This window comes from Variovorax sp. GW821-FHT09D07, assembly GCF_059416345.1.
This window is the reverse complement of the sequence record NZ_JBWKOY010000006.1, coordinates 169,471-190,590: the sequence shown is the minus strand read 5'-3', so window position 1 is coordinate 190,590 and position 21,120 is coordinate 169,471. Positions and strand designations below refer to the sequence as shown.

The window sequence follows — 21,120 nt, the reverse complement described above, 5'->3', positions numbered from 1 at the left end:
CGCACGCCATGACACGTCTTTCCTCCACGCTCGGCATTGCGCTCGCTGCCTTGTTCGCCCTGCCCGCCGCCGCGCAACAGCCACCGGCCGACTACCCCTCGCAACCCGTCACGCTCGTCGTGCCCTTCCCCGCCGGCGGCATCACCGACAACATCGCGCGGCTGGTCGCGCAGGAACTCGGCACCGCCTGGGGCAAGCCCGTGGTCGTCGACAACCGCGTGGGCGCCAGCGGCACCATCGGCGCCGCCGCCGTCGCACGCGCCCCGAAAGACGGCCACACCGCCCTCTTCACCATCACCACGCACGTGCAGATGCCCGCGCTGCAGCGCAAGCTCTCGTACGACGCGGTGAAAGACTTCGCGGCCGTGTCGCAGATCGGCATCTCGACCTCGGCCCTGGTCGTGACGCCCGACGTGCCCGCCAAGACGCTGGCCGAACTCGTCACGCTGCTCAAGGCCGAGCCCGGCAAGTACTCGTACGGCTCGACCGGCGTGGCGACCACCTCGCACATCTACGGCGAGCTGTTCAAGAAAGAAGCCGGCGTCGACATGCCACACGTGCCCTACAAAGGCGCCGCGCCCATGGTGACCGACCTGCTCGGCGGCCACATCCGCGTGGCCGTGCTCGACACCGGCACCGCCCTGCCCTACCTGCAAAGCGGCAAGCTGCGCGCGCTGGCGGCACTGGGCACGCAGCGCTCGGCCACGCTGCCGCAGGTGCCGACCTTCCAGCAGGCGGGCTACGCGGGCTTCGAGCCCTATGCGTGGATCGCGCTGTTCCTGCCGGCCGGCACGCCGCAGCCGCGCGTGGACAAGATGTCGAAGGCCGTCGCCGCCATCATCGCCAAGCCCGAGGTGCAAAAGAAGATGCGCGACATGAACATCGAACCCGTGGGCAGCACGGCCGCCGAGTTTGCCGTGGTGCTGCGCCAGGACGCCGACACCTGGAAGCGCGTGATCGACAAGACCGGCATCCGCCTGGAGGACTGACCGATGACGCCCCCTCCACTTTTTCGCGGCGCCCTCGAAGGCGTCAAGGTGCTCGACCTGTCGTCGGTGGTGCTCGGCCCGCTGGCCAGCCAGATGCTGGCCGACATGGGCGCCGACGTCATCAAGGTCGAGGCGCCGCAGGGCGACCTGGCCCGCTCGGTCGGACCCGCGCGCCACAAGGGCATGTCGTCGCTGTACCTGTCGTGCAACCGGAACAAGCGCAGCCTCGTGCTCGACCTGAAACAACCCGCCGCGCGCGAGGTGCTCGACACGCTGGTGCGCGGCAGCGACGTGCTCGTGCATTCGGTGCGCACCGACGCAGCGGCGCGCATCGGCATCGACGCGGCGCGGCTGCTGGAACTCAACCCACGGCTGGTGAGCGCGCACGTCAAGGGCTTCTCGGACGAGGGGCCGTATGCGGGCCTGCCGGCCTTCGACGACATCATCCAGGCCGCGTCGGGCCTGGCGCAGCTGCAATCGATCTACACCGGCGAGCCGCGCTACATGCCCGCGCTCGTGGCCGACAAGACCACCGCGCTGTACGCGGCGTACGCCATCGTCACCGCGCTGTTCCACCGCGAACGCAGCGGCCAGGGGCAGGCGGTCGACGTGCCGATGTTCGAGACCATGACCGCCTTCAACATGGTGGAGCACCTGTGGGGCCACACCTTCCAGCCGCCCATCGACGACATGGTGTACGGCTCGATCCGCTCCGGCGTGCGCAAGCCCTTTCGCACGGCCGACGGCTACATCGCACTGGTGCCTTACACCGACGCGCAGTGGCTGCGCTTCTTCGAAGTGGTGGGCCGGCCCGAGCTGCGCGAGGACGAACGCTTTGCCACGCTGGCCGCGCGGGTGCGCAACCACACGGTGGTGTTCGGCGAACTCGAACGCGCCACCGGCGCACGCACCACAGCCGAATGGGTGTCTGCCTTCCGCCAGGCCGACATTCCGGCAATGCCGATCCAGACGCTGCAGCAGCTGCCCGACGATCCGCAGCTGAAGGCCAGCGGCCTGTGGCACGACGCCGAGCACCCGACCGAAGGCACGCTGCGCTTTCCCGGCGTGCCGTTCACGCTCTCGGCCACGCCGGGCGGCGTGCAGCGGCTTGCGCCGTCTCTGGGGGAGCACACGGACGAGGTGCTGGGGGAGTTCGGGTTCGAACGCGCGGCGGTCGATGCGCTGGTGACCGCCGGCGTGGTGGCACGGGCCTGAGGTCTATTCGAGCTTCAGGTTCATGTCCTTGATGAGCCGCGACCACAGCAGGTTCTCGCGCCGCACCGCCGCCATCAACTCACCCGGCCCTTCGCCCGAAGGCTCCAGCCCCAGCCCGATCATGCGTTCCTGCAGATCAGGCTGCGCCACGGCCTGGCGCACCGCGCCGGCGAGCTTGTCGATGGCCGGTTGCGGCGTGCCCGTGGGCGCGAAGAAGCCCCAGAAGCCGCCGTGCTCGTAGCCCTTGAAGCCCTGCTCGGTGAAGGTGGGGATCTGCGGCGCGAGCGGCATGCGGCGCGTGCCGAAGACGCCCAGCAATTTCGCGCGGCCCGACTTCGCGTGCGGCAGCGCCTCGCCCATGGTGACGAAGCCGCCCTGTACCTGGCCGCCGAGGATGTCGATCATCAGCGGCGCGCCGCCCTTGTAGGGCACGTGCGTCATCTGCAGGCCCTCGTCGCGCATGAGCTTCTCACCATAGAGGTGGCCCGACGAGCCCTGCCCCGCCGAGCCGAAGCTCAGCTTGCCGGGCTGCGCCTTGGCCATGGCGACGAACTCGCGCATGCTCTTGGCCGGCACGCCCTCGCCCACCGCGAACACGAGCAGGCCGTAGTTCGACAGCGACACGGGCGCGAAGTCCTTGAACACGTCGTAGCCGGGCTTGGCCATCAGCAGCGGCGCGAGCACGAAGGAGTTGACGGCGAACAGCAGCGTGTGACCGTCGGCCGGCGCCTTGGCCACGAAGGACGCGGCAATGGCACCGTTGGCACCCGGCTTCGGATCGATCAGCACCGGCTGGCCCAGCGGCTTGGCGATGCGCTCGCCGATGGTGCGCGCGATGCCGTCGACCAGCCCGCCGGCGGCCGACGACACGATCACCTTGATCGGCTGGGTCGGGTAGGCGTCGGCCGCCTGCGCTTTCGGCAGGGCTCCGAGCGCGGGGGCCAGCAGTCCGCTCGCGCCCCATTGCGCGAATCGACGTCGTTGCAGCATGGAAGAAGTCTCCTGTTGGTTTTCTTGACGATGAAAGTCGTTCAGCCCGCCGCGCCCCACACGGCCAGCGCATCGAGCGCCTCGACCGTGCGGCCGTCCACCCGCAGCGGGTTGACTTCGAGCGAGACCAGTTCGGGGCCGAGCGCAAGCGCCGCGTTGCCGATGGCGGCCACGGCTTCGGCGATGGCGTCGCGGTCGGCCGCGGGTGCGCCACGCCAGCCGTCGAGCAGGCGCGCACCGCGCAGCTCGGCCAGCATGTCCTTCACCTCGGCGGGCGTCACGGGCAGCAGGCGCAGGCTGGTGTCGCGCAGCGCCTCGACCCAGATGCCGCCGAGCCCCACGGCCAGCGCCGGGCCCCACTGCGGATCGCGCACGGTGCCGACGAACAATTCGAGCCCGCCCTGGCGCATGGGCGCGACCAGGATGCCGTCGATCTCGGCCTCGGGCCGCGCGGCGCGCACGCGCGCATCCATCGCCTGCCAGGCGGCACGCACCGCGTCGGCGCCCTGCAGGTTGAGCGCCACGCCGCCGACCTCGGTCTTGTGCGCGATCTGCGCCGAGGCGATCTTCAGCACGACCGGGCCGCCGAGTTCTTCTGCGAAGCGCGCGGCCTCGTCGGCGCTGCGCGACAGCCGCACGGGCACCACCGGCACGCCGCGCTGCGAGAGCCATGCGAGCGTCTCGCGCTCCGAACGCAGAGGCTGCGCGGGCGGCGTGGCCGGCACCGCGGCAGCGACACCTTGCGCGCTTTGACGCCGGCGCAACGTTTCCGACCAGCGGCGCACCGCACCCGCCGCGCTCATCGCGTGGTGGATGCCGCAGGCGATGTGGCGGATGCCGGTCTCGGCGATGAGCTCGCGCGACCGCTCGCTCACCTGCATCACGTAGTGGCTGCAGACGATGGCCGGCACCGGGCTGGCCGACAGCCCGCGCGCCACCTGCGCCAGCACGGCGCGGTTCAGCGGCGTGTCGTTGGCCGGCGCGTTGGGCACGTCGGCCACGACGATGGCGGCGCCCAGCGCGGGGTCACGCACCAGCGCTTCGAGGGCGTTGCCGAACAGCTCGGGCTCCAGCATGGCCGCGCCAGTCACGTCCAGCGGGTTCTGCGGCGTGCCGTAGCCCGGCAGCACCTCGCGCAGCGCGGCCTCGGTGGCGGGCGCGAGCGGCGTGAGCGCCAGGCCTTCTTCCTCGGCGCGCTCGGCAAAGATCTCGCACATGCCGCCCGACATCGACACGGCCGCCAGCCCACCGGCCGCGAAGGGCCCGGTCATGCTGGCGAAGGCGGCGGTGAACACCAGGTCTTCGATGGAACGCACGCGCATCAGGCCCAGGCGCTGGCACATAGCGTCGAACACGCGGTCGTCGCCCACCAGCGAGCCGGTGTGGGCCTGCGCGGCCTGCGCGGTGATCTCGCTGCTGCCCATCTTCAGCACCACGATGGGCTTGGCCACGGCCAGCGCGCGCTCGGCGGCGGCGGCAAAGCGCTGCGGGTCGCGCACGGTCTCGGCGAACACGGCGATGGAACGCGTGTGCTCGTCGTCCACCAGGTAGTCGATGACCTCGGCGATGTCGATGTCCGACTCGTTGCCGGTCGACACCATGCGGCTCAGGCCGATGCCGTGCACCTGCGCCATGAACGACAGCTGCCCCGCCAGCGCGCCGCTTTGCGACACGATGCCCAGCGTGCCCGCCGGCAGCGGCTCGCGCAGCGAGGCGGTCCACACGGCCGAGCGGTCGACGAAGTTGACGAAGCCCAGGCAGTTCGGCCCGAGGATGCGCAGGCCGCGCGAGCGCGCCTTGGCCGTGAGCTGGCGCTGGCGCTCGCGGCCTTCCTCGCCGGCTTCGGCGAAGCCCGAGCTCAGCAGCACGGCGTTGCCGATGCCCGCGCGCTGCAGGTCGGCCAGCGCGTCGTCGAGCGCGTCGGCCGGCACCATCAGCAGCGCCGTGTCGACCGGCTCGCCGATGGCCTCGGCCGAGGTGGCCGCCGCCATGCCATGAAAGCTGCCGCCGCGCCGGTTGACCGGGTAGAGCTGGCCCGCGTAGCCCAGCGTGCGCAGGCTGGCGAGCGCCGCGTTGGACCACACCGAGCGCTCGGTCGCGCCGACGAAGGCGATGGCCTTGGGGTGGAGGAAGCAGTGAAGAGAAGAAGAGGACGAAGAAGTCATGGCAGCAGGAAGAAAGGTCGGGTTCAGTCGTCGAGCTTGATGCGCAGGTCGCTCACGAAGCGCTTCTCGTCGGCATAGGTCTTGTGCGCCCAGGCCGTGTAGGCGGGGCTGTCCATGTAGAACCGGACGTAGTCGTTGAGGTCGAGCGTTCGCAGGAACTCGGGGTCGTCCACGGCCTTGCGGAAGGCCTCCTGCAGCGCCTGCACCACCTTCGGGTCCATGCCGCGCGGACCGGCGATGCCCCACGAGCCGTTGGCCACCACGTCGTAGCCGAGTTCCTTCACGGTCGGCACGTTCAGGCGCGTGGGCGAGCGCGCCTCGTTGAAGGTGGCCAGCAGGCGCACGCGACCGCCCGCCACGGCGGCGCCGAAGCCGGCCTCGGAGACCGCGTCCACATGGCCGCCCATGAGCGCGTTGTACAACTCGGCCGCGCCCTTGAAGGGAATGAAGTTGAACTTCACGCCGGCCAGCGCGGCCAGCCGCTCCATCGACACGTGCGAGGTGCCGCCGCGCCCGGTGGTGCCGTACGACACCTCGCCCGGCTTGGCCTTGGCCGCGGCCAGCAGCGCGTTCAGGTCTTTCCACGGCGCGTCCTGGCGCACCGTGATGCCCAGCGTGGCGGCCGTCACGTTGGCCACGTAGGTGAAGTCGGTGGCCGGGTCGTAGCTCACCTTCTGCAGGTGCGGCAACCGGTAGAGCGAGCTCAGCATGAGCGAGAGCGTGTAGCCGTCGGGCGCGGCCTTGCGCGCCATGGTGGTCGGCGCCAGCGTGGCGGCCACGCCGGGCTGGTTGAGGATCACGATCTGCTGCTTCAGCTCGCGCGAAGCCGCCAGCGCCAGCGCGCGCGCCTGCACGTCGGTGGCACCGCCCGCGGGGTACGGCACCAGCAGCGTGATCGGCTGCTTGCCGAACAGGCCCTGGGCGCGCGCCAGGAAGGGCAGCGCGGTGCCCGCGGCGGCGAGCGCGGCGCCGTGGATCAGGCGGCGGCGCGCCGGGTCGGTCGGGAAGGAATGCATGGCTTGTCTCCGGTCGGTCGAACAGTCGAATCGTTCGTTCTGCGGCGATGGTCGCGCGCAGCCCTGTGCCGGTCACCGTCGCTTCGGACGACTTTGGCCGCCACGGCGCTTTCGATCCCGTCGCTTCCGACGATGCCGGCGCGGCGCCGCCATTCCATACTCGGCGCACAACAACGAACCGACCGACGGAGACCGCAGTCCATGGACCTCACCCAGCCCCTGCACAAGGCCCTGCAGGAACGCCCCGGCGCCACCGCCCTCGTGTGCGGCGAGCGCCGCAGCACCTTCGCCCAGTTCGTCGACCGCGTGGCGCGGCTCGCGGCCGTGCTGCAGTCGCTCGGCCTGCAACCCGGCGACCGCGTGGGCCTGCTGGCGCTGAACTCCGACCGCTACGTGGAGTACCTCTACGCCACCTGGTGGGCGGGCGGCGTGATCAACCCCGTCAACATCCGCTGGAGCGCGCGCGAGGTCGCGTACTCGCTGGACGACTGCGACACGCGCATCCTGCTGTCCGACGCGCACTTCGGCGCCGTGGCGCAGCAGCAGCGCGAACTCTCGCGCTCGCTGAAGACGCTGGTGCACTTCGGCGACGGCCCCGCGCCCGACGGCATGGCCGACGCCGAGGCGCTCATGGCGCAGGCGCAGCCCGTGCCCGACGCGCGGCGCGGCGGCGCCGACCTGGCCGCCGTGATGTACACCGGCGGCACCACCGGCCTGCCCAAGGGCGTGATGCTCACGCACGGCAACCTCTACAGCGGCCAGCTCTCGGCCAACATGGCCGCCACGCGCCCCGCCGAGGCCGTGGGCCTGAACATGGCGCCCATGTTCCATGTGGGCGGCACCGGCCTCACGCTGCAGCTGATGATGCGGCTGTGCACGCAGGTCATCATTCCGGCCTTCGACGAAGTGAAGGTGCTCGAGGCGATCCAGAACGAGCGCGCCAGCGAGACCTTCATGGTGCCCACCATGCTCAAGCGCCTCATCGAGCACCCGCGCTTCGGCGAGTTCAACACCACGCCGCTGCAGCTGGTGCTGTACGGCGCCGCGCCCATCGACGACGCGCTGCTGCTGCAGGCCATCGACAAGCTGCCGCGCGCGGGCTTCTGCCAGCTCTACGGCATGACCGAGCTGTCGCCCGTGGTCACCGTGCTGCCCACGTGGTGCCACCACCCCGACCAGCCAGCCGCGCGCCGCCGCTCGGCCGGACGGCCCGTGCCCATCGCCGAAGTACGCATCGTCGATGCCGACGGCCGCCCCGTGCCGAACGGCACCGTCGGCGAGATCGCCGCGCGCGGACCGATGGTGATGGCCGGCTACTGGAACAAGCCCGAGCAGACCGCAGAGGTGCTGCGTGACGGCTGGATGCACACCGGCGACGGCGGCGTGATGGACGCCGACGGCTTCGTCTACGTGGTCGACCGGCTCAAGGACATGATCGTGAGCGGCGGCGAGAACATCTACTCGGCCGAGGTCGAGAACGCCATCACCCAGCTGCCGCAGGTCTCGATGTGCGCCGTGGTCGGCGTGCCCGACGACCAGTGGGGCGAGCGCGTGCATGCCGTGGTCGTGCTGCGCGCCGGAGAAAGCCTGAGCGCCGAGGCGCTGGTGGCGCACTGCAAGACGCTGATCGCCGGCTACAAGTGCCCGCGCAGCGTGGAGTTTCGCGAAGAGATTCCGCTGTCGCCGGCGGGGAAGATGCTCAAGTACAAGCTGCGCGAGCCGCACTGGGAAGGGCGCGCGCGCAAGGTGGGGTGACGCACCGGCGGGTGTGCCTGGGTGTGCCTGGGTGTGTACGGGTGTGTTTCACCTGCTTGGGGTATGGTGGCGGGCCGCCACCTGCACCCACTGCGACATGCACCGCCGCCTCCTCGCTCTCGCCCTGCCCTGCTTTCTGCTCCTTGGCCTGTCGCCCGCCTTTGCGAACGGCAGCCTGCAGTGCGACGGCCGGCCGTACGCGGTCGAGATCCAGTTCAGCCTCTCGACCGGCCAGCTGACCGAGCTGATCGTGGCGAACACCGCCTCCGGTGGCGACGAGACCGAGCGCTTCAGCCTGCAGCAGCGCTTTGTCGACCATCGCCGCCAGTTCATGCGCGCGCGCGGCACCGGCCTGGACCGTCCGCAAGTGGCCGTGGCGCTGCGCGTGGCCGGCGCGACCGGCACGCTCAGTTACCGCGGCGCGCAGTACGAGCTGCGCTGCAACTGGACCGCGCTGGGCTGACCCACCCTGTCGTGCGTTCACGCTTCGCATGCCGCAAGACCGCACCCTTCTCTATGCCGGACGCGGGTTCGAGGTGGCGCATGTGCGCCTGCACGCGCCGCAAGGGCCGGCGTGGAGCGACCTGTACACCGTGGCCTCGCCGCGCGTCGTCTTCCCCATCGGGCGCACGCGGCTCGACGTGCGCTCGGGCGAGCACACCTGGCTGACCGACGCGCTCACCGCCATCCGCTTCGGCGACGCCACCGCCTACCGGCTGCGGCCCGAGACCGCGACCGTGCGGCACAGCCTCGTGGTCAGCGGCCACGCATCGGTGAGCCCGGCCCACGGTGAAAGCGCGGCGGGCGTGAGCGTCTGCCTGCTGACCCCGCAGGCGCTGTACCGCATGCACGCGGCACGGCGACAGCTGCCGGACACCGACAGCGCACAGGCCGCGACCCTCGTGGCCGCGCTCGTCGCCGAACTGGGCAGCGCGCCGCACCAGGCGCCCTGGCACGGCGCCGTCGCGCGCGCACGGCAGCTGCTGCTGTCCGAGGGCAGCGGCCCGGGTGCGCGGCCTCCGCTCTCTCTGGACGAGCTGGCCGAGGCCGTGTCGCGCTCGCCCTTTCACCTGGCGCGGCGCTTTCGCCAGCAGACCGGCCTGAGCCTGCACCAGTACCGCCAGCACCTGCGACTGGCCTCGGCGATGGAGCGGCTGGCCGACGGCGAGCGCGACCTTGCGGGCCTCGCGCACGACCTGGGCTACTGCAGCCAGAGCCACCTGGGCGCCGTGTTCCGGCGCGGCGTGGGCGTCACGCTCGGCGAGGCCCGCCGCGTGCTTGGGCCGGCCAGCGCAGCAGGCGCACGAATCTGATAGCTTTCGCGCCGGACGGGCCACAGACTGGCCCGATGACGCCATCGCCTCGCACCCTCTGGACCGGCGCGCTCGCCGCGCTGGCCGCCGCCCTCATCGGCAGCGCCTGGCAGCTGCTGTCGCGCCACGGCGTGACCGCCACCGCGCTCGGGCCGATGGACCTTGCGCTGCTGCGCTACGGCATTCCCGCGCTGCTGCTCAGCCCGCTGTGGCTGCGCGGCAGGCTCGTGCCGCCGGGTGGGTCGCGCGGCGCGCTCGTGCTGCTCGTCGTCGGCAGCGGCCTGCCCTTCGGCCTGCTGGTGCTGGCCGGCGCGCAGTGGGCACCCGCCAGCCACATGGGCATCTTCATGGCCGGCAGCCTGCCGCTCTTCACCGCCCTGGGCGCGTGGGTCTACCGGGGCGAGCGCGTGCACGGCCTGCGCCTGCTCGGGCTGGTTGGCATCGCCTTCGGCATGGCCGTGTTCGCGGCGGGCAGCTTCGGCGAGGGCCTGCGCCAGCAGCACTGGCGCGGCGACCTGCTCTTTCTGCTCGCGGCCCTGCTGTGGACCGTCTACTCCCTGGCCTTCGGCCGCTGCGGCATGAGCGCATGGCAGGGCGCGGCCTTCGTCAACGGCGCATCGACCCTGCTGCTGTTGCCGCTGTTGTGGCTCGCCGGCCCGCCGCGCCTGTTCGCCGCGCCGTGGACCGACATCGCGATGCAGGCCGCAGGCCAAGGCGTGGTCGCCGGCCTGCTGGGGCTGGTCGTCTACGGCGTGGCAATCACGCGGCTGGGCGCCGCACGCGCCGCGCTGTCGTCCGCGCTCGTGCCCGTGCTGACCACGCTCGGCGCGGCATGGTGGATGAACGAGCCCGTCACGCGCCCCGCGCTGCTGGCGCTGTCGTTCGTGGTGCCCGGCGTCGTGCTCGCGAGCGGCGCGCTGCGGTGGCGGGTGCTAGCGCCGCGCGACAGCGAGCGGCAGGCCCCGGGGCAGAATGCGGCGGCGTCCTTGCCCACTTCCGAAAGCACTCGCCCATGAAGAAAAAGATGAATCGCCTTCGCACCGCCGCGCTCGTTGCTGCCTCGTTCGCGTCGCTCTTCGCCTTCTGCGGCGCGGGCTGGGCGCAGCGACCGGAGCCGCAGCAGCAGCCGCAAGTACAGCAGCAACCGCCGCTGCAACGCAGCGTCGTGCGCGTGCCCACACCCTTCGTCGAGAACGGCGCGCCCGTCACGCTCGAGATGGTCATCTACAAGCCCGATGGCGCCGGCCCGTTCCCAACGGTCGTGTTCAACCACGGCTCCACCGGCATCGGCAACGACCCGGCCTTGTTCAAGCAGACCTGGGCCCCCGAGCGAACCGCCCGCTGGTTCACGCAGCGCGGCTGGCTCATCGCCTATCCGCAGCGGCGCGGACGCGGCCAGTCGGACGGCCTGTACGACGAAGGCTTCACCGCCAAGCGCGAGCACTACAGCTGCGAGCCCGCCATCGCCCTGGCCGGCTTCGACCGCGCCGTGGCCGACCTCGACGCCGCCATCGCGTGGCTGCAGCGCGACCCCGACGTCGACACCCGCCGCATGGAAATCGCAGGCCACTCGCGCGGCGGCATCCTTGCCGTGGCCTACGCGGGCCTGCACCCCGACATGTTCCAGGGCGTCATCAACTTCGTCGGCGGCTGGATGGGCGACAAGTGCCCCGGCAACACCGCCGACGCCATCAACCCCGTCACCTTCCGCCGCGGCGCGGCCTTTGCCAAACCCACGCTGTGGCTCTACGGCGAGAACGACCCGTTCTACGCGATGTCGCACAGCCGCAAGAACTTCGAAGCCTTTCGCGAGGCGGGCGGAAAGGGCCGCTTCGAGAGCTTCACGCTGGAGGGCGGCGCGAGCGGGCACGGGCTGCTCGGGCAGCAGGGGCTGTGGGGGAAGGCGGTGGAGGCGTATCTGGCGGCGCCTTGAGGTAGCGCGGAGCCTTCGTGCGCTAACGGCCCAGGTCGGCTGCCGCGGCGTTCAGTTGCGCGATGAAGTCAGGAAGAGGAATGCGTGAGCCCAGGCTTCCGTCCTTCGCGGGGAACGCAACGCAGAGCTGGTCTCGCCCTTCCTCGCGGTCGAGCAGCAGCAAGAACTGGCCGTCGAAACTCAGTTCCGCGACGAGGTGCTCGTGTGCCGTGTCGCTCAGGATGGTGGTTTCCCATTTCTCGTTGTTCATGTCTGCTCTGCGGAAGAAAGATGACGATGCCGTGCGCTGTGGGTTGAGGCCCGACAGGGCCGGATGATAGGTCTGCAGGTCTGCAAATCCCCCCTCGCGCGAGCAGCACTGCCCATGGCTATACTGCGCCGGTCACGTCAACACAGGGCGTGATCGGGCTTGGACTCCCGTTGAAATCACTGCGACGTAAAGCCGCAGCCACCCCGCAGGGTCTGCGGCTTTGTCGTTCGCGCTTCCTGTTTAGGCGGCTCGATGGGCGGGCGCGAGCCCGGCCGGTTTCACGCAAGTGGTTTCCCGGTAGTCCAACCCGTCGAGCCGCCGCCCCCGCTTGGACTCGGGTGCGTCGGTTTCAGCAAACCGAAACCCTTGGAGGCCATTCATGGCTGCATCTGCATCTCCCCGCGCGTCCGAGCACGCGTCTTCGCTTTCTCCATCTTCCGAAACCGCCAGTGCCGAATCACTCGCGCTGCAGGCGTGTGATGACGTCGACAGTCTTCATGCAGTGCAACGCGCCTACGCGTGTATTGAGAAGCTCATCGTTCCGCAGCGTGTGGGGGAGACGGAAGAGGTCTTTCCGACGCGTACGGAGTTGGGGGCGTTGGTGCGGTTGGTGAATGAGGAACTGCAGCGGCGGATCGAGGCCGCCGACATGACAACTCAGGCATTGCATGGGGTGCTTGGCGGGGGCGAGGTGCAATGACCGACCTCAGCGCCATCGATTACTCACGATACAAGACGTTCACCATTTCGCCTCTTGCCAAGGCGAGAACTTCATCGAACGTATCGACCTCTAGCACCGAATAGGTCAGCTCTTGTCCACTCGCCAACGCTGCGCGCTCAGGCAACGGCGTTGTTTCTGCTTCGATTATTTTTCTGATGCCTGCGAAAAGGTAGCTCGCCTTCTTTTCGTTCAGCTCCAAGTGCCCGTCAGCTCCTGAGTCCTCGTTTGCTCTGGCGATGATTTCCGCCTTGGCTCTTGCCTCGTCTGAGTCAGCTGCATTGATGACGTACACGTTCTCATGCACGAGGAAGGAGTCTTGGCTCTGATCAGTCAGCTTGAAGTAGAACAGTGCGTGTGCCGCGTACCACATAGCAGTCCCTCTGGAACGAAATTCAAAGAACGTTTGGCCTTGTGCTCGGAATCGGTAGCCAACTCCTCCAAGGATTCACGAGCCCATTCTTCTCCCATCGCAGCGGCACGTCGGTACCAGATCTTCGCCAACTTGGTATTGCCTTCACCTCGATAGTGCGAACCAAGCGCCGTCGCCCCATACGCACTCCCTCGCCTGAACGCGGATTTATAAAGCTGCTTGGCGAGCAGAGCGTTCTTGGCAACGCCTTCGCCTGCGCTGTACAAGTTTCCGAGATTGACTTTGGCCTCTGATGAGCCAAGCGCGGCAGAACGCCGGTAGTACCGAATTGCAGCCACCAAGTTACCGGATTCGTGGGCTTCGCACGCGGCCTCCAACAGAACACGAGCATCGTGGCGATCTTTGGGATTTGTCGAAAAAACTATCCTTCTTTTCTTCATGTTGCACCGCAATTTTTCAACGAATCTCCGGTCCAGAGCGGCGACGACACCACGGCCGTTCGAGAACTCTTCGGACGAAAGGTGCGAAGGGTCGGCCCGAAGCACCCAGCCTATGCCGGCCTTGGCAGGTTGGGAAAAACCTCGACGCCGATGTGAACACCAAGTCTTGCAGCGAGCGCCATTGTCTCTGGTGAAAGATCACTGCCAATGTTGATGGCTCCCGGCAGCTGCGCAATCACTTGCAATTTGCCGCCAGAAGACAACAAGCGCACAACAAACTCGTGCGCTTCCTCCAGCCATTCCAGAACATCGTGGATCTCTTCGAAGAAGAGACGTTTTCCCTCAGTCCATGAGGTATGACTCCACATCGCACCCGGGGTGAAATGGCGCTCTCCAGCATTCCAAGCGTGCGTAGATCCCATATTCAAGGCGACGGTGATCTCATCGGCTGACATGGACGGGTGAGTGATGAGCAATCGAATGCTGTAGTAGCAGACCGTTTCGTTCTCGGTATCACTCGAATTTTCTTCATCCATCACTGACCACCTCCATGCTTTCGGACTTCGACACGAGCGTGCCAGCACATCAACTTTTCAATCGTGAAACGGCGACAACGATTTCGGCCTCGCTCTTTGACAGGAACTGCTCGAACTCACGCACCCAGTCGTCCAGCGTCAACGTTTTCATCTCAAGAATTTCTCAACTCATCTGACACGTCATCTACTTGCCATCTCGCTCGCCCTCTTGAAATTCAGGCGAGCCTTCCGTCCGATCTGATCTCTACGTGTACGGACAAGGAAGTAGGCTGCCGCGGCTTCCAAAAATCGCCCCTGATCAAGAAGTGCGTTTCCAAGGTTCACCGACAACGCCGCTCGATCTTTTCCACTCAGACTCTCAATCTCTAGCCCCTTCCGAAAGAACCTCTCCGCGAGCTTCGGTTGCTTCATAGCGTCGTAGCAATTTCCGATTGCCAGAAGACTTTGCGCGTCCAACACGTCCGCTTTGTAATCTCGCTTGTATGCCGTTACTGCTTCTTTGAAGTTCTCAAGCTTGAACTCTGCACTCCCAAGGCAGTACCAGGCGTGATTACGATCCCTGGCATATGGTCTGCGTAGGCGTCTGGTCCTTGGATCGATCAAGCGCTGTCGCACGTGATCAGCCTGCCCACCCTTCAGCAGCGAGTGAATCGAATTGAAAGATTCTTCCTCAGCGATCAAGATATCCCTTCCACATGGCGACGCAGAACTCGGCGGGTCAGAACGTTCCCACCCCTTTTCAGGAGCATCGCACCTCTTCACGGGGTTTTCATGTACTCGGCGTTTTTCCAGAGAAGCTCAGATGAAGCGATGCCAAGAGCAGCCGACACTTGCTCCAGCCAGTGCTCCCAGTCATCCAGCTTCGAGCAAAAGAATAATTCCACGGTGCTCTCGGGACGACTCTTGTACTTGCAGAGGTAGAAGCGAAACCCGTCTTCCAGTTTCAGGTAGGCGATTTCGCGCTCTTCCAGGTCGTCGATCTCGTGCTCGAAGCCAAAGTTGAATTGCTTCGCTAGAGTCGAGAGGCTCGATGGAATCGTCGCAACGTGTGCCGTATTGAAGCCAAACGACTCAACTCGATCTTGGAAAATTGAAGGCGGTTTCATGCAGTCACTTGCGATCATTGCCGACACACAGGCAGGTTCACCGCGGCGGTCCATATCAGCCCGCTCGTCGCGCATGCGGATGTACTTCGCCTACCACTCGGCTTGGCTCGCCAAACGAGCGAGGCAAACGCTCTGGGTACTAGAAAAATCCGAATGATGGCGTCGCCTTTAATTGAACAATGTCCGACACAGCAGCCCTCGAGAGGTAGCCGTCCTGCGACTCACCGGACGTTATGGCCGGCAAGTAGAAGTGGATATCGACGAACTCCGCCGTCACTTGGTCTCTGACCTGGCAAAGATGCTCGACTCCACCAAGATGTTCAAGAAGAGCAGGCAGCATGTTGCACAGCGCATGGTCGTTTGCGAAGGACATCGAGAAAGCGGCATAGGACCGAGTCAATAGCGTCTTGACGCCTTGTTTGACTGGCTCGCCTCGGTTGCCAACGCTCTTAGGAACTCTGCCAACCAAATCAGCAACATCTTGAGCTGGCGCCGCAAAGCCTCTGAGCGTCAATGAAACTGATTTCTCTCGGTCAAGCGTCATGTCGGTAGCTACTCCTTATCAGATCCATTCATGCTGAGGATCAGCGCAATCTGTCATCAGCGACAGACGAACTTCGGATTACTCAGACGACTGGACTAACCAGCCTACCGATTCAAGATCATCATTGGCGACAAGATCGTGGACGACTTTTCCTATCACCGCCTGCGAGATCTCCTGCACCACGATCATGTTCTTCGCCCAGACGTACAGGCCATTTGCACATTCTCCGGTCTTCCCCCAGCGGGCCATGAGCGTCACCAGATTAGTGACGGTGAAGAAGGTCACGCTGAATGCGCGGCCGTCCGCCAGTTCTATCCGAACATCAACATTGTCATCCTCTGCCGGTTCAGTAAGGCCAGCAGGGAAGTGCAAAGAAAATTGCATCACTAATTTCTTCCAAAGACTTTGCCCGTGGGTTGACGCCAGTGACGCGAAGCAGAAGGCATAGGACAGCACCCCCGTGGCTGTTCGCAGCCACGGTTGTGTATCGTGGACTGACTCGCAACACGCACGCAGACCGCTGGGTTGGCAAAGGCCTTCCGAGTCCGTAGACACGCTTGAGAAACAGACCAAGCTCGAACGGGCGGTGTCCTGTGTACTTTTCGACAGCGAGCACGCGTGTTGAGAATGTCTCCGTTGGCTGGACGTTTTACGGCGCTGGCCCGCTATAGAAAACCGGGGTTTGACGCCCAGCTTTCTCGCGAAACTACATTTTCTTGAACACTTGCTCCAGGGCACTGATTATTTGAAATTTGGAAGACTTGGTACAACGGGCGATCTCCAAGGCAAGCTCAATCGGGTATGCGAGCAAGTCGACAGCACCACTTTCAACCCGATCGATGAAGCCCACTTCGTACCCGATCTGTTCATCAAGGTCGAAAGAAGTCAACTCCGCTTCTTTTCGAATCGCTTCAACGTAGGCTCCTTGAGAAAGTGGTGTTGGCGAACGCTCCGCGTCAATACCAAGCACCTCGTAGATCGACAGTCCCAAGACGGAGCACAGGCGAAATGCATCTTGAATTGGGATCGCAGAAGCGAATTCATCTGCGCGCGCCTCAAGATCTCCGAGTTCATAGATCGTCAATTTGGCCTGCGCTGCGGCATCCTTCTCGCTGAGGTTGAGCGCTAGTCTGGCATTTCGGATGTATTTATTCGGGCTCACGGCTCTCCTTTCACGGCAAAATAAATCGAGGGAGAAATCTCGGGGCTGGGTTGTATTTCGGTGAGATCGGACTACGAGGATTGGTCCAACTTGGCATCCAGAGCTGCGGGCTATCTGGAATGGAGTCGTACTTTGCGGGATCCCATGGTTCTGCGTCACCGCTCGGATCCGCCTCGCACTGCCCCTCTTTCAATTTCTTCTGACCAGGCCACGGTTTCTTTGCCTTGGGCGGCCAAGTTCCGTCATCGTTGCCATCGCTATCTTGCTTGTCCCAATGGCGCCAGTGGCCCTTATCCTCCGGATGAATCGTCCAAGTGTTGCCAGAGGGATCACGCAAGTAAGTCTTGTTGTTGTTAGGCCAGGCCCCTCTCGTCCACGAGTTGGAGTCATACCCCGGCGGCGGAGGTGGGAAGTCTCCAATTGCTAACCCAAAGAAATCTAAATATCTCAAAGGGTTTGCACCGGCATAGCCAACTCGATTCCAACCACCATTCAGCCCAATCGGATCAGGCTGGCTGTACCTCCCCACCCTCGCGTCATAACTCCTGAAGTAGTTGTAAAACAACCCCGACTCCTCATCCGCATACTGCCCCGGATACCGCAGGTTGAACTTCACCTCCGACACGCCTGTAGTGCCCGGATTCGGCGTCACATCCAAGTCGGCGAACCGATTCTTCGCCGTCGTCGGCTTGTCTTCCCCGAACGCGCTGTAGCCCCATTGCCAGACCGCTTGCCCGCTCACATCGGTGAGCTTGCGCGGCGTGTTCAGGTGGTCGCTGTGCACGGCGTAGGTGGCGCCGTTGATCACCGCCGCGATCGGCATCGGCCCGTTGGCGGTCGGCAGGTAGATGTACTGCGCCTGCCCGCCGCTGTTCGTGCCGCCGCTGCCCACTTCGGCGATCAGCGTGCCTTGCTCGTCGTAGACATACGTGTAGCCCTGCTGCTCGGCCTGGTTCGTCGCGGGGCTCCACAGCCGGGTGAAGAAGGCGATCAGGCTTTGCATGAAGCCCGGGTCGGCCTCATCGCCCTGGCTCGGCGGGTACAGCGGCTCGGTCTTGAACACGCGCTGGCCCAGCGCGTTGTGCGCGTAGCGCGTGGTCGGGCTGATGTCGGTGGCGCCAGTGGTGGCGGCGGCCAGCCGGCCCTCGGCGTCGTAGGCATAGCTGCGCAGGCCGTCGGTCACGAGGTCGCCGTTGGCGTTGTAGCCGTAGGTGACGCTGGTGTTGCTCGCGCCGTTGATGGTTTGCGCAAAGCCCGTCGGACGATTGCTTGCGGCGCCCACGGTGTAGGTGCGCTGGGTACTCTGGCCGCCGAGCACGCGCGTGCTGCTCGCGCGGTTGCCGTTGGCGTCGTAGCCGAAGCTGGCGGTGTTGCCCGTGGCATCGAAGCCGGTGATGCGGCCGACCGGGCTGTAGCCGACGCTCCAGGTGACGTTGCCGTTCGCGACGGTGGTGTGCGTCGGGTCGGCGTCGCCGGGGCCGTACAGGTTCTGCGTGAGGCTGGTGATGCGGCCCGCCGCGTCGTACGCGTAGCTGCTGAACTCGGTGCCGGTGAGCCGGCCCGCGGTGTCGTACACGCGGCTGGCGGCAACGGACGCGGGCGGGGCGGCGGCAAAGGCCCATTGCCACGCGGTGGGCTGGCCGAGCGGGTTCCATGCGATGCCGCTGACGAGCGGACTGCCGTTCCAGTTCAGGCCTGCGAGGCGGCCGGTGGCGTCGTACAGGTGGGTGAGCATGGCGCCGTTGGGGTAGCCGATGCTGGCCAGCGTGCCGTTGGCGTTGTAGCCGTAGCTCACCTGCTGCACACCACCGTTTGCGAGGGTCTGCTTCTTGAGCGTGACGCGCCCGAAGGCGTCGCGGGTGTACTCGGTGGTGCCGCTGCGGTCGATGACTTCCGAGAGGTGGCCCTTGCTGGTGGCCGTGAGGTCGTAGCGCAGCGTGGTGGTCTTGCCATCGGCGAAGACGAGGCTGGTCGGCCGGCCGAGCAGGTCGCGCACGATGGTAGTGGCCTGCCCCATGGCGTCGGTGATCTGGCTGGGCAGGCCGAGGCTGTCGTACTGGGTGCTGGCGCCGCCCGTGTCGGCGCTGGTCTCGGCCGTGGCGTTGCCCTGTGCGTCGCGGGTGTAGCCGGTGACCACGCCCTTGAAATCCTTGGCTTCGGTGACGGCGTCGAGAGCGTTGTACTTCAGCGTGGCCGTGGCGTTGGCCGCGTCGGTCACGGCCTTGACGCGGCGCAGGCTGTCAAGGCCGTATTGGGTGCTCTGGTTAAGACCGTTCGTCGTGGTGCTCAGTTCGCCATTCGCGTCGTAGCCGAAGGAACTGGTCTGGTTGGGGCCTTCGGTCTTGGCACTGAGGCGATTGATGTTGTTGATCGTGCGTGCCACGCTCCAGGCCACATTGCCCGCGCTGTCCTTGATCTGTTCGGCCGTGCGGTTGCCCATGCCGTCGAGCGTGTAGCTGCCGCTCTCGCCGCGGTTGTTGCTCCAGCCCGTGAGGCGGTGGGCTGCGTCGTAGGTGTAGGTGAGCACGAGGCCGCTGGGCAGCGTCACTGACTCGACCGTGCCGAAGGGCTTGTAGGTCAGCGTGGTGGTCTGCGCACCGGCCAGGCCCGCGCCGACGGTCTGGGTCCGCAGGCGGTCGCGCAGGTCGTAGGTGTAGGTGGTGACGAGGCCGTTGGGGGCGGTGGTGCTCGCTACGCGGTTCGCGTTGTCGTAGGTGTAAGTGGTGACGTGGCCCAGCGCGTTGGTGGCCGTCAGCACGTTGCCGCGGGTGTCGTTGGTATAGGTGGTGGTGGCGCCGTTGGGCTCGGTGGCTGTCGCCACCAGCTGTTGGGCGTTGTAGGTCCACTGCCAGAGCTGGGCCTTGTTCGTGGCGGTGTCGGTGACGGTTTTTGAAAGCGTGTTGCCGACAGTGTCGTAGGTGTAGGCGGTGGTGCGGCCAGGTTCGGTGACCAGTGCGGGGAGCGAGAAGGTGGGATGCCACTGGGTCGTGGTGGTGCGGGCATCGGGGGTGCCGGCGGCATGGACGACGGTGGTGGGCAGGCGGCGGGCGACGTCCCAGGTGGTGGTGGTGACTGTGCCTTTGAAGTCGGTTTCGCTGGCGATCAGGCCATTGGCGTCCTGAACGCGGCTGGATGCGTCGCTCTTGCCTTCGCCCGACGGCAGCGAGCCTCCAGTGACGGCGAGCTTGCCGAGCGTAGTGCCGTAGCTGTAGTTGCGACTTGTGCCGAGTGGATCGATGACAGTGGCGGAGCTTGAGGATGGATAGCTGACCTGATAGCTCTCCACTGAGCCGGCAAGCTGAGTGCTGATCGCGCGGCCGGAGGTGTCGTAGGCGAAGGTGCCCCAGCGAACACCGGCCTCGTCGGTGATGCCGGTCAGGGCCTGGAGAAAGCTGGAGTTCTCGTAGTGGAAAACGCGGCTCTTGCCATCGGGGTACAGGACCGAGACCAGACGACCTGCGCCGTCATAGGTGTATGCGATGAAACGCCCATCCGGGGTCGTGACAGTAGTCAGTCGGCCTGCGCCGTTGTACGCGAGCGTGAGGGTGCGTCCGAAACCGCTGGTGACGGCGACCAGTTGGCCCGCACCGTTGTAGGTGTACGCCGCGATCCAGCCGCTGCGACCCACTTCGGTCTGCAGCTTGCCAGAGCTGTCGAAGCTGAGCGTGGCGTCGTCATCAGCACGGTGGTAGGTCCAAGCGCCGGAGGGGAGTTGCGTCAGGGTGTCGGCACTGTTGCTGGCGCTCCAAGTGGTGGCGCCCGCTGGTTTTCCAAATGTCCGCACGTAGCCTTCACCCGTTGTGATCGCCACACCCAACGGGGCAGTGCTGGGCGTGGCAACTAGCTTGGTGCTGAGGTTGTGCGACCAGGCTTTCCCGAGGGGGCCCGCGGCCCGGGTCAAATCACCAGCCAAGTTGCTGCGGTAGGTGCGGGTGAAGGACAGGGCGCCGGGGCCGGAATCGGACCAGTCGGTTTCGGAGCGGTATTTCTCGGCCGTGGCGGGGAAGATGGGATTTCCTTCGAAGCCACCGGCAGGCTTGCTGCATATCTGAGGCGATGAGGTCTCTGGCAGAGGTTTGGCAACGCATTGGCCTGCCTGAGCATTTGAGCCCTCGATGTAGCCGTCGTTGCACGTGCATGTAGTGGTGCCCGTGCTATTGGTAGGACATACGACCCACCAGTGCACCGATCTCGTACAACTGCCTGCACAGTCCTCGTCATACGCAAACGCACCGCTCGGATAGATCCAGGTCCCACTTATGCCAATCCGAAACTCCAAACCACGAAAGGCATTTGCCGGAAGCACTTCCACGACGTGGCAACCGGTGACTGTCGCCCAGCCATAAAACGGCGGCCTCGAGCCGCATTGCGCCGCAACAGCCGGAGGCACCTCCACATCGGTCTTAAACCATCCAATGTTGCCCATCCCGGAATACGTGTACTGCTTGTAAGCCGGAAATGAAGCGTGCGCTGACCCGGCGAAGGCCGACAACGCCAACAGCGCCAGCCCGATCAGGCGAAGAAAATAGGCTAGCCTCGAGTGAGCACGCCGGGGCCCACGGCGTCGCTCAGTGAATGGAGCGACGGTATGCGGCGATGCCGGCGATGTCCCCGA

The 21,120-nt window shown here is 66.0% G+C and carries 21 protein-coding genes; 8 read left to right on the top strand and 13 right to left on the bottom strand.

From position 1 onward, the window contains the following. Positions 1-8: 8 nt before the first annotated feature. Positions 9-989, top strand: a complete 981-nt coding sequence (locus AC07OX_RS22120) for a Bug family tripartite tricarboxylate transporter substrate binding protein (protein WP_307638032.1) — start codon at positions 9-11, stop codon at positions 987-989. Positions 990-992: 3 nt separating this feature from the next. After that, positions 993-2,204, top strand: coding sequence for a CaiB/BaiF CoA transferase family protein (locus AC07OX_RS22115; protein ID WP_489061744.1), 1,212 nt, complete (start codon positions 993-995; stop codon positions 2,202-2,204). A 3-nt stretch (positions 2,205-2,207) separates the two neighbouring features. Here AC07OX_RS22115 and AC07OX_RS22110 read toward each other — a convergent pair whose 3' ends face one another. Genes AC07OX_RS22110 through AC07OX_RS22100 form a run of 3 tightly spaced genes read right to left on the bottom strand, consistent with a single transcriptional unit; the run spans position 2,208 to position 6,375 of the window. Then, a complete protein-coding gene (locus AC07OX_RS22110) occupies positions 2,208-3,194 on the bottom strand; it encodes a Bug family tripartite tricarboxylate transporter substrate binding protein (protein ID WP_139704328.1) in 987 nt (328 codons plus the stop codon). 41 nt (positions 3,195-3,235) lie between these two features. Further along, positions 3,236-5,359 (bottom strand): acetate--CoA ligase family protein, encoded by a 2,124-nt coding sequence (locus AC07OX_RS22105; RefSeq protein ID WP_495262389.1) that lies wholly within the window; start codon positions 5,357-5,359, stop codon positions 3,236-3,238. Positions 5,360-5,382: 23 nt separating this feature from the next. Continuing rightward, positions 5,383-6,375 carry a tripartite tricarboxylate transporter substrate binding protein gene (locus tag AC07OX_RS22100; RefSeq protein WP_062475192.1) on the bottom strand — a complete coding sequence of 331 codons (993 nt, stop codon included), beginning with the start codon at positions 6,373-6,375 and terminating at the stop codon, positions 5,383-5,385. Positions 6,376-6,576: 201 nt separating this feature from the next. Here AC07OX_RS22100 and AC07OX_RS22095 point away from each other — a divergent pair, with 201 nt between their 5' ends. The 5 genes from AC07OX_RS22095 to AC07OX_RS22075 all read left to right on the top strand — a co-directional run bounded on the left by AC07OX_RS22095 (position 6,577) and on the right by AC07OX_RS22075 (position 11,376). Then, positions 6,577-8,130, top strand: a complete 1,554-nt coding sequence (locus tag AC07OX_RS22095; RefSeq protein WP_495262390.1) for a long-chain-fatty-acid--CoA ligase — start codon at positions 6,577-6,579, stop codon at positions 8,128-8,130. Between the two features lie 97 nt (positions 8,131-8,227). After that, positions 8,228-8,593, top strand: a complete 366-nt coding sequence (locus AC07OX_RS22090) for a hypothetical protein (protein ID WP_495262391.1) — start codon at positions 8,228-8,230, stop codon at positions 8,591-8,593. Positions 8,594-8,621: 28 nt separating this feature from the next. Then, the gene (locus AC07OX_RS22085; RefSeq protein WP_495262392.1) at positions 8,622-9,443 is read left to right on the top strand and encodes a helix-turn-helix transcriptional regulator; all 822 of its coding nucleotides are present in this window, start codon (positions 8,622-8,624) and stop codon (positions 9,441-9,443) included. 35 nt (positions 9,444-9,478) lie between these two features. After that, positions 9,479-10,459: a DMT family transporter gene (locus AC07OX_RS22080; protein ID WP_495262393.1), complete on the top strand. Its 981-nt coding sequence runs from the start codon at positions 9,479-9,481 to the stop codon at positions 10,457-10,459. An 8-nt stretch (positions 10,460-10,467) separates the two neighbouring features. After that, positions 10,468-11,376, top strand: a complete 909-nt coding sequence (locus tag AC07OX_RS22075) for an alpha/beta hydrolase family protein (RefSeq protein ID WP_495262394.1) — start codon at positions 10,468-10,470, stop codon at positions 11,374-11,376. Positions 11,377-11,398: 22 nt separating this feature from the next. Here the strand turns inward: AC07OX_RS22075 and AC07OX_RS22070 are convergent, their stop codons facing one another. Continuing rightward, positions 11,399-11,626 carry a hypothetical protein gene (locus AC07OX_RS22070; protein ID WP_495262395.1) on the bottom strand — a complete coding sequence of 76 codons (228 nt, stop codon included), beginning with the start codon at positions 11,624-11,626 and terminating at the stop codon, positions 11,399-11,401. Between the two features lie 379 nt (positions 11,627-12,005). Here AC07OX_RS22070 and AC07OX_RS22065 point away from each other — a divergent pair, with 379 nt between their 5' ends. Beyond that, positions 12,006-12,326, top strand: coding sequence for a hypothetical protein (locus tag AC07OX_RS22065; protein WP_495262396.1), 321 nt, complete (start codon positions 12,006-12,008; stop codon positions 12,324-12,326). Positions 12,327-12,345: 19 nt separating this feature from the next. Here AC07OX_RS22065 and AC07OX_RS22060 read toward each other — a convergent pair whose 3' ends face one another. The 9 genes from AC07OX_RS22060 to AC07OX_RS22020 form a co-directional block, all read right to left on the bottom strand. Further along, a complete protein-coding gene (locus tag AC07OX_RS22060; RefSeq protein WP_495262397.1) occupies positions 12,346-12,717 on the bottom strand; it encodes a DUF4288 domain-containing protein in 372 nt (123 codons plus the stop codon). Further along, positions 12,678-13,157, bottom strand: a complete 480-nt coding sequence (locus AC07OX_RS22055) for a tetratricopeptide repeat protein (RefSeq protein ID WP_495262398.1) — start codon at positions 13,155-13,157, stop codon at positions 12,678-12,680. The genes AC07OX_RS22060 and AC07OX_RS22055 overlap by 40 nt, the downstream gene beginning before the upstream one ends. Before the next feature lie 110 nt (positions 13,158-13,267). Continuing rightward, positions 13,268-13,693 (bottom strand): DUF4279 domain-containing protein, encoded by a 426-nt coding sequence (locus AC07OX_RS22050; RefSeq protein WP_495262399.1) that lies wholly within the window; start codon positions 13,691-13,693, stop codon positions 13,268-13,270. A gap of 180 nt (positions 13,694-13,873) precedes the next feature. After that, entirely contained in the window at positions 13,874-14,152 is a 279-nt protein-coding gene (locus AC07OX_RS22045) for a hypothetical protein (protein WP_495263285.1), read from the bottom strand. Between the two features lie 299 nt (positions 14,153-14,451). Next, positions 14,452-14,874 (bottom strand): hypothetical protein, encoded by a 423-nt coding sequence (locus AC07OX_RS22040; protein WP_495262401.1) that lies wholly within the window; start codon positions 14,872-14,874, stop codon positions 14,452-14,454. 64 nt (positions 14,875-14,938) lie between these two features. Next, positions 14,939-15,343: a hypothetical protein gene (locus AC07OX_RS22035; protein WP_495262402.1), complete on the bottom strand. Its 405-nt coding sequence runs from the start codon at positions 15,341-15,343 to the stop codon at positions 14,939-14,941. Positions 15,344-15,421: 78 nt separating this feature from the next. Further along, on the bottom strand, positions 15,422-15,727 hold the full coding sequence (locus tag AC07OX_RS22030; RefSeq protein ID WP_495262403.1) for a hypothetical protein: 306 nt from the start codon (positions 15,725-15,727) through the stop codon (positions 15,422-15,424). Positions 15,728-16,049: 322 nt separating this feature from the next. Beyond that, a complete protein-coding gene (locus AC07OX_RS22025; RefSeq protein ID WP_495262404.1) occupies positions 16,050-16,505 on the bottom strand; it encodes a hypothetical protein in 456 nt (151 codons plus the stop codon). 10 nt (positions 16,506-16,515) lie between these two features. Beyond that, positions 16,516-20,931, bottom strand: a complete 4,416-nt coding sequence (locus AC07OX_RS22020) for an RHS repeat-associated core domain-containing protein (protein ID WP_495263284.1) — start codon at positions 20,929-20,931, stop codon at positions 16,516-16,518. Between the last annotated feature and the right edge of the window lie 189 nt (positions 20,932-21,120).

Bases quoted from the DNA above. Each gene is read 5' to 3' on its own strand.
- AC07OX_RS22120 (WP_307638032.1), top strand. From the start codon at position 9: ATGACACGTCTTTCCTCCACGCTCGGCATTGCGCTCGCTGCCTTGTTC.
- AC07OX_RS22115 (WP_489061744.1), top strand. From the start codon at position 993: ATGACGCCCCCTCCACTTTTTCGCGGCGCCCTCGAAGGCGTCAAGGTG.
- AC07OX_RS22110 (WP_139704328.1), bottom strand. From the start codon at position 3,194: ATGCTGCAACGACGTCGATTCGCGCAATGGGGCGCGAGCGGACTGCTG.
- AC07OX_RS22105 (WP_495262389.1), bottom strand. From the start codon at position 5,359: ATGACTTCTTCGTCCTCTTCTTCTCTTCACTGCTTCCTCCACCCCAAG.
- AC07OX_RS22100 (WP_062475192.1), bottom strand. From the start codon at position 6,375: ATGCATTCCTTCCCGACCGACCCGGCGCGCCGCCGCCTGATCCACGGC.
- AC07OX_RS22095 (WP_495262390.1), top strand. From the start codon at position 6,577: ATGGACCTCACCCAGCCCCTGCACAAGGCCCTGCAGGAACGCCCCGGC.
- AC07OX_RS22090 (WP_495262391.1), top strand. From the start codon at position 8,228: ATGCACCGCCGCCTCCTCGCTCTCGCCCTGCCCTGCTTTCTGCTCCTT.
- AC07OX_RS22085 (WP_495262392.1), top strand. From the start codon at position 8,622: ATGCCGCAAGACCGCACCCTTCTCTATGCCGGACGCGGGTTCGAGGTG.
- AC07OX_RS22080 (WP_495262393.1), top strand. From the start codon at position 9,479: ATGACGCCATCGCCTCGCACCCTCTGGACCGGCGCGCTCGCCGCGCTG.
- AC07OX_RS22075 (WP_495262394.1), top strand. From the start codon at position 10,468: ATGAATCGCCTTCGCACCGCCGCGCTCGTTGCTGCCTCGTTCGCGTCG.
- AC07OX_RS22070 (WP_495262395.1), bottom strand. From the start codon at position 11,626: ATGAACAACGAGAAATGGGAAACCACCATCCTGAGCGACACGGCACAC.
- AC07OX_RS22065 (WP_495262396.1), top strand. From the start codon at position 12,006: ATGGCTGCATCTGCATCTCCCCGCGCGTCCGAGCACGCGTCTTCGCTT.
- AC07OX_RS22060 (WP_495262397.1), bottom strand. From the start codon at position 12,717: ATGTGGTACGCGGCACACGCACTGTTCTACTTCAAGCTGACTGATCAG.
- AC07OX_RS22055 (WP_495262398.1), bottom strand. From the start codon at position 13,157: ATGAAGAAAAGAAGGATAGTTTTTTCGACAAATCCCAAAGATCGCCAC.
- AC07OX_RS22050 (WP_495262399.1), bottom strand. From the start codon at position 13,693: ATGGATGAAGAAAATTCGAGTGATACCGAGAACGAAACGGTCTGCTAC.
- AC07OX_RS22040 (WP_495262401.1), bottom strand. From the start codon at position 14,874: ATGCGCGACGAGCGGGCTGATATGGACCGCCGCGGTGAACCTGCCTGT.
- AC07OX_RS22035 (WP_495262402.1), bottom strand. From the start codon at position 15,343: ATGACGCTTGACCGAGAGAAATCAGTTTCATTGACGCTCAGAGGCTTT.
- AC07OX_RS22030 (WP_495262403.1), bottom strand. From the start codon at position 15,727: ATGCAATTTTCTTTGCACTTCCCTGCTGGCCTTACTGAACCGGCAGAG.
- AC07OX_RS22020 (WP_495263284.1), bottom strand. From the start codon at position 20,931: ATGGGCAACATTGGATGGTTTAAGACCGATGTGGAGGTGCCTCCGGCT.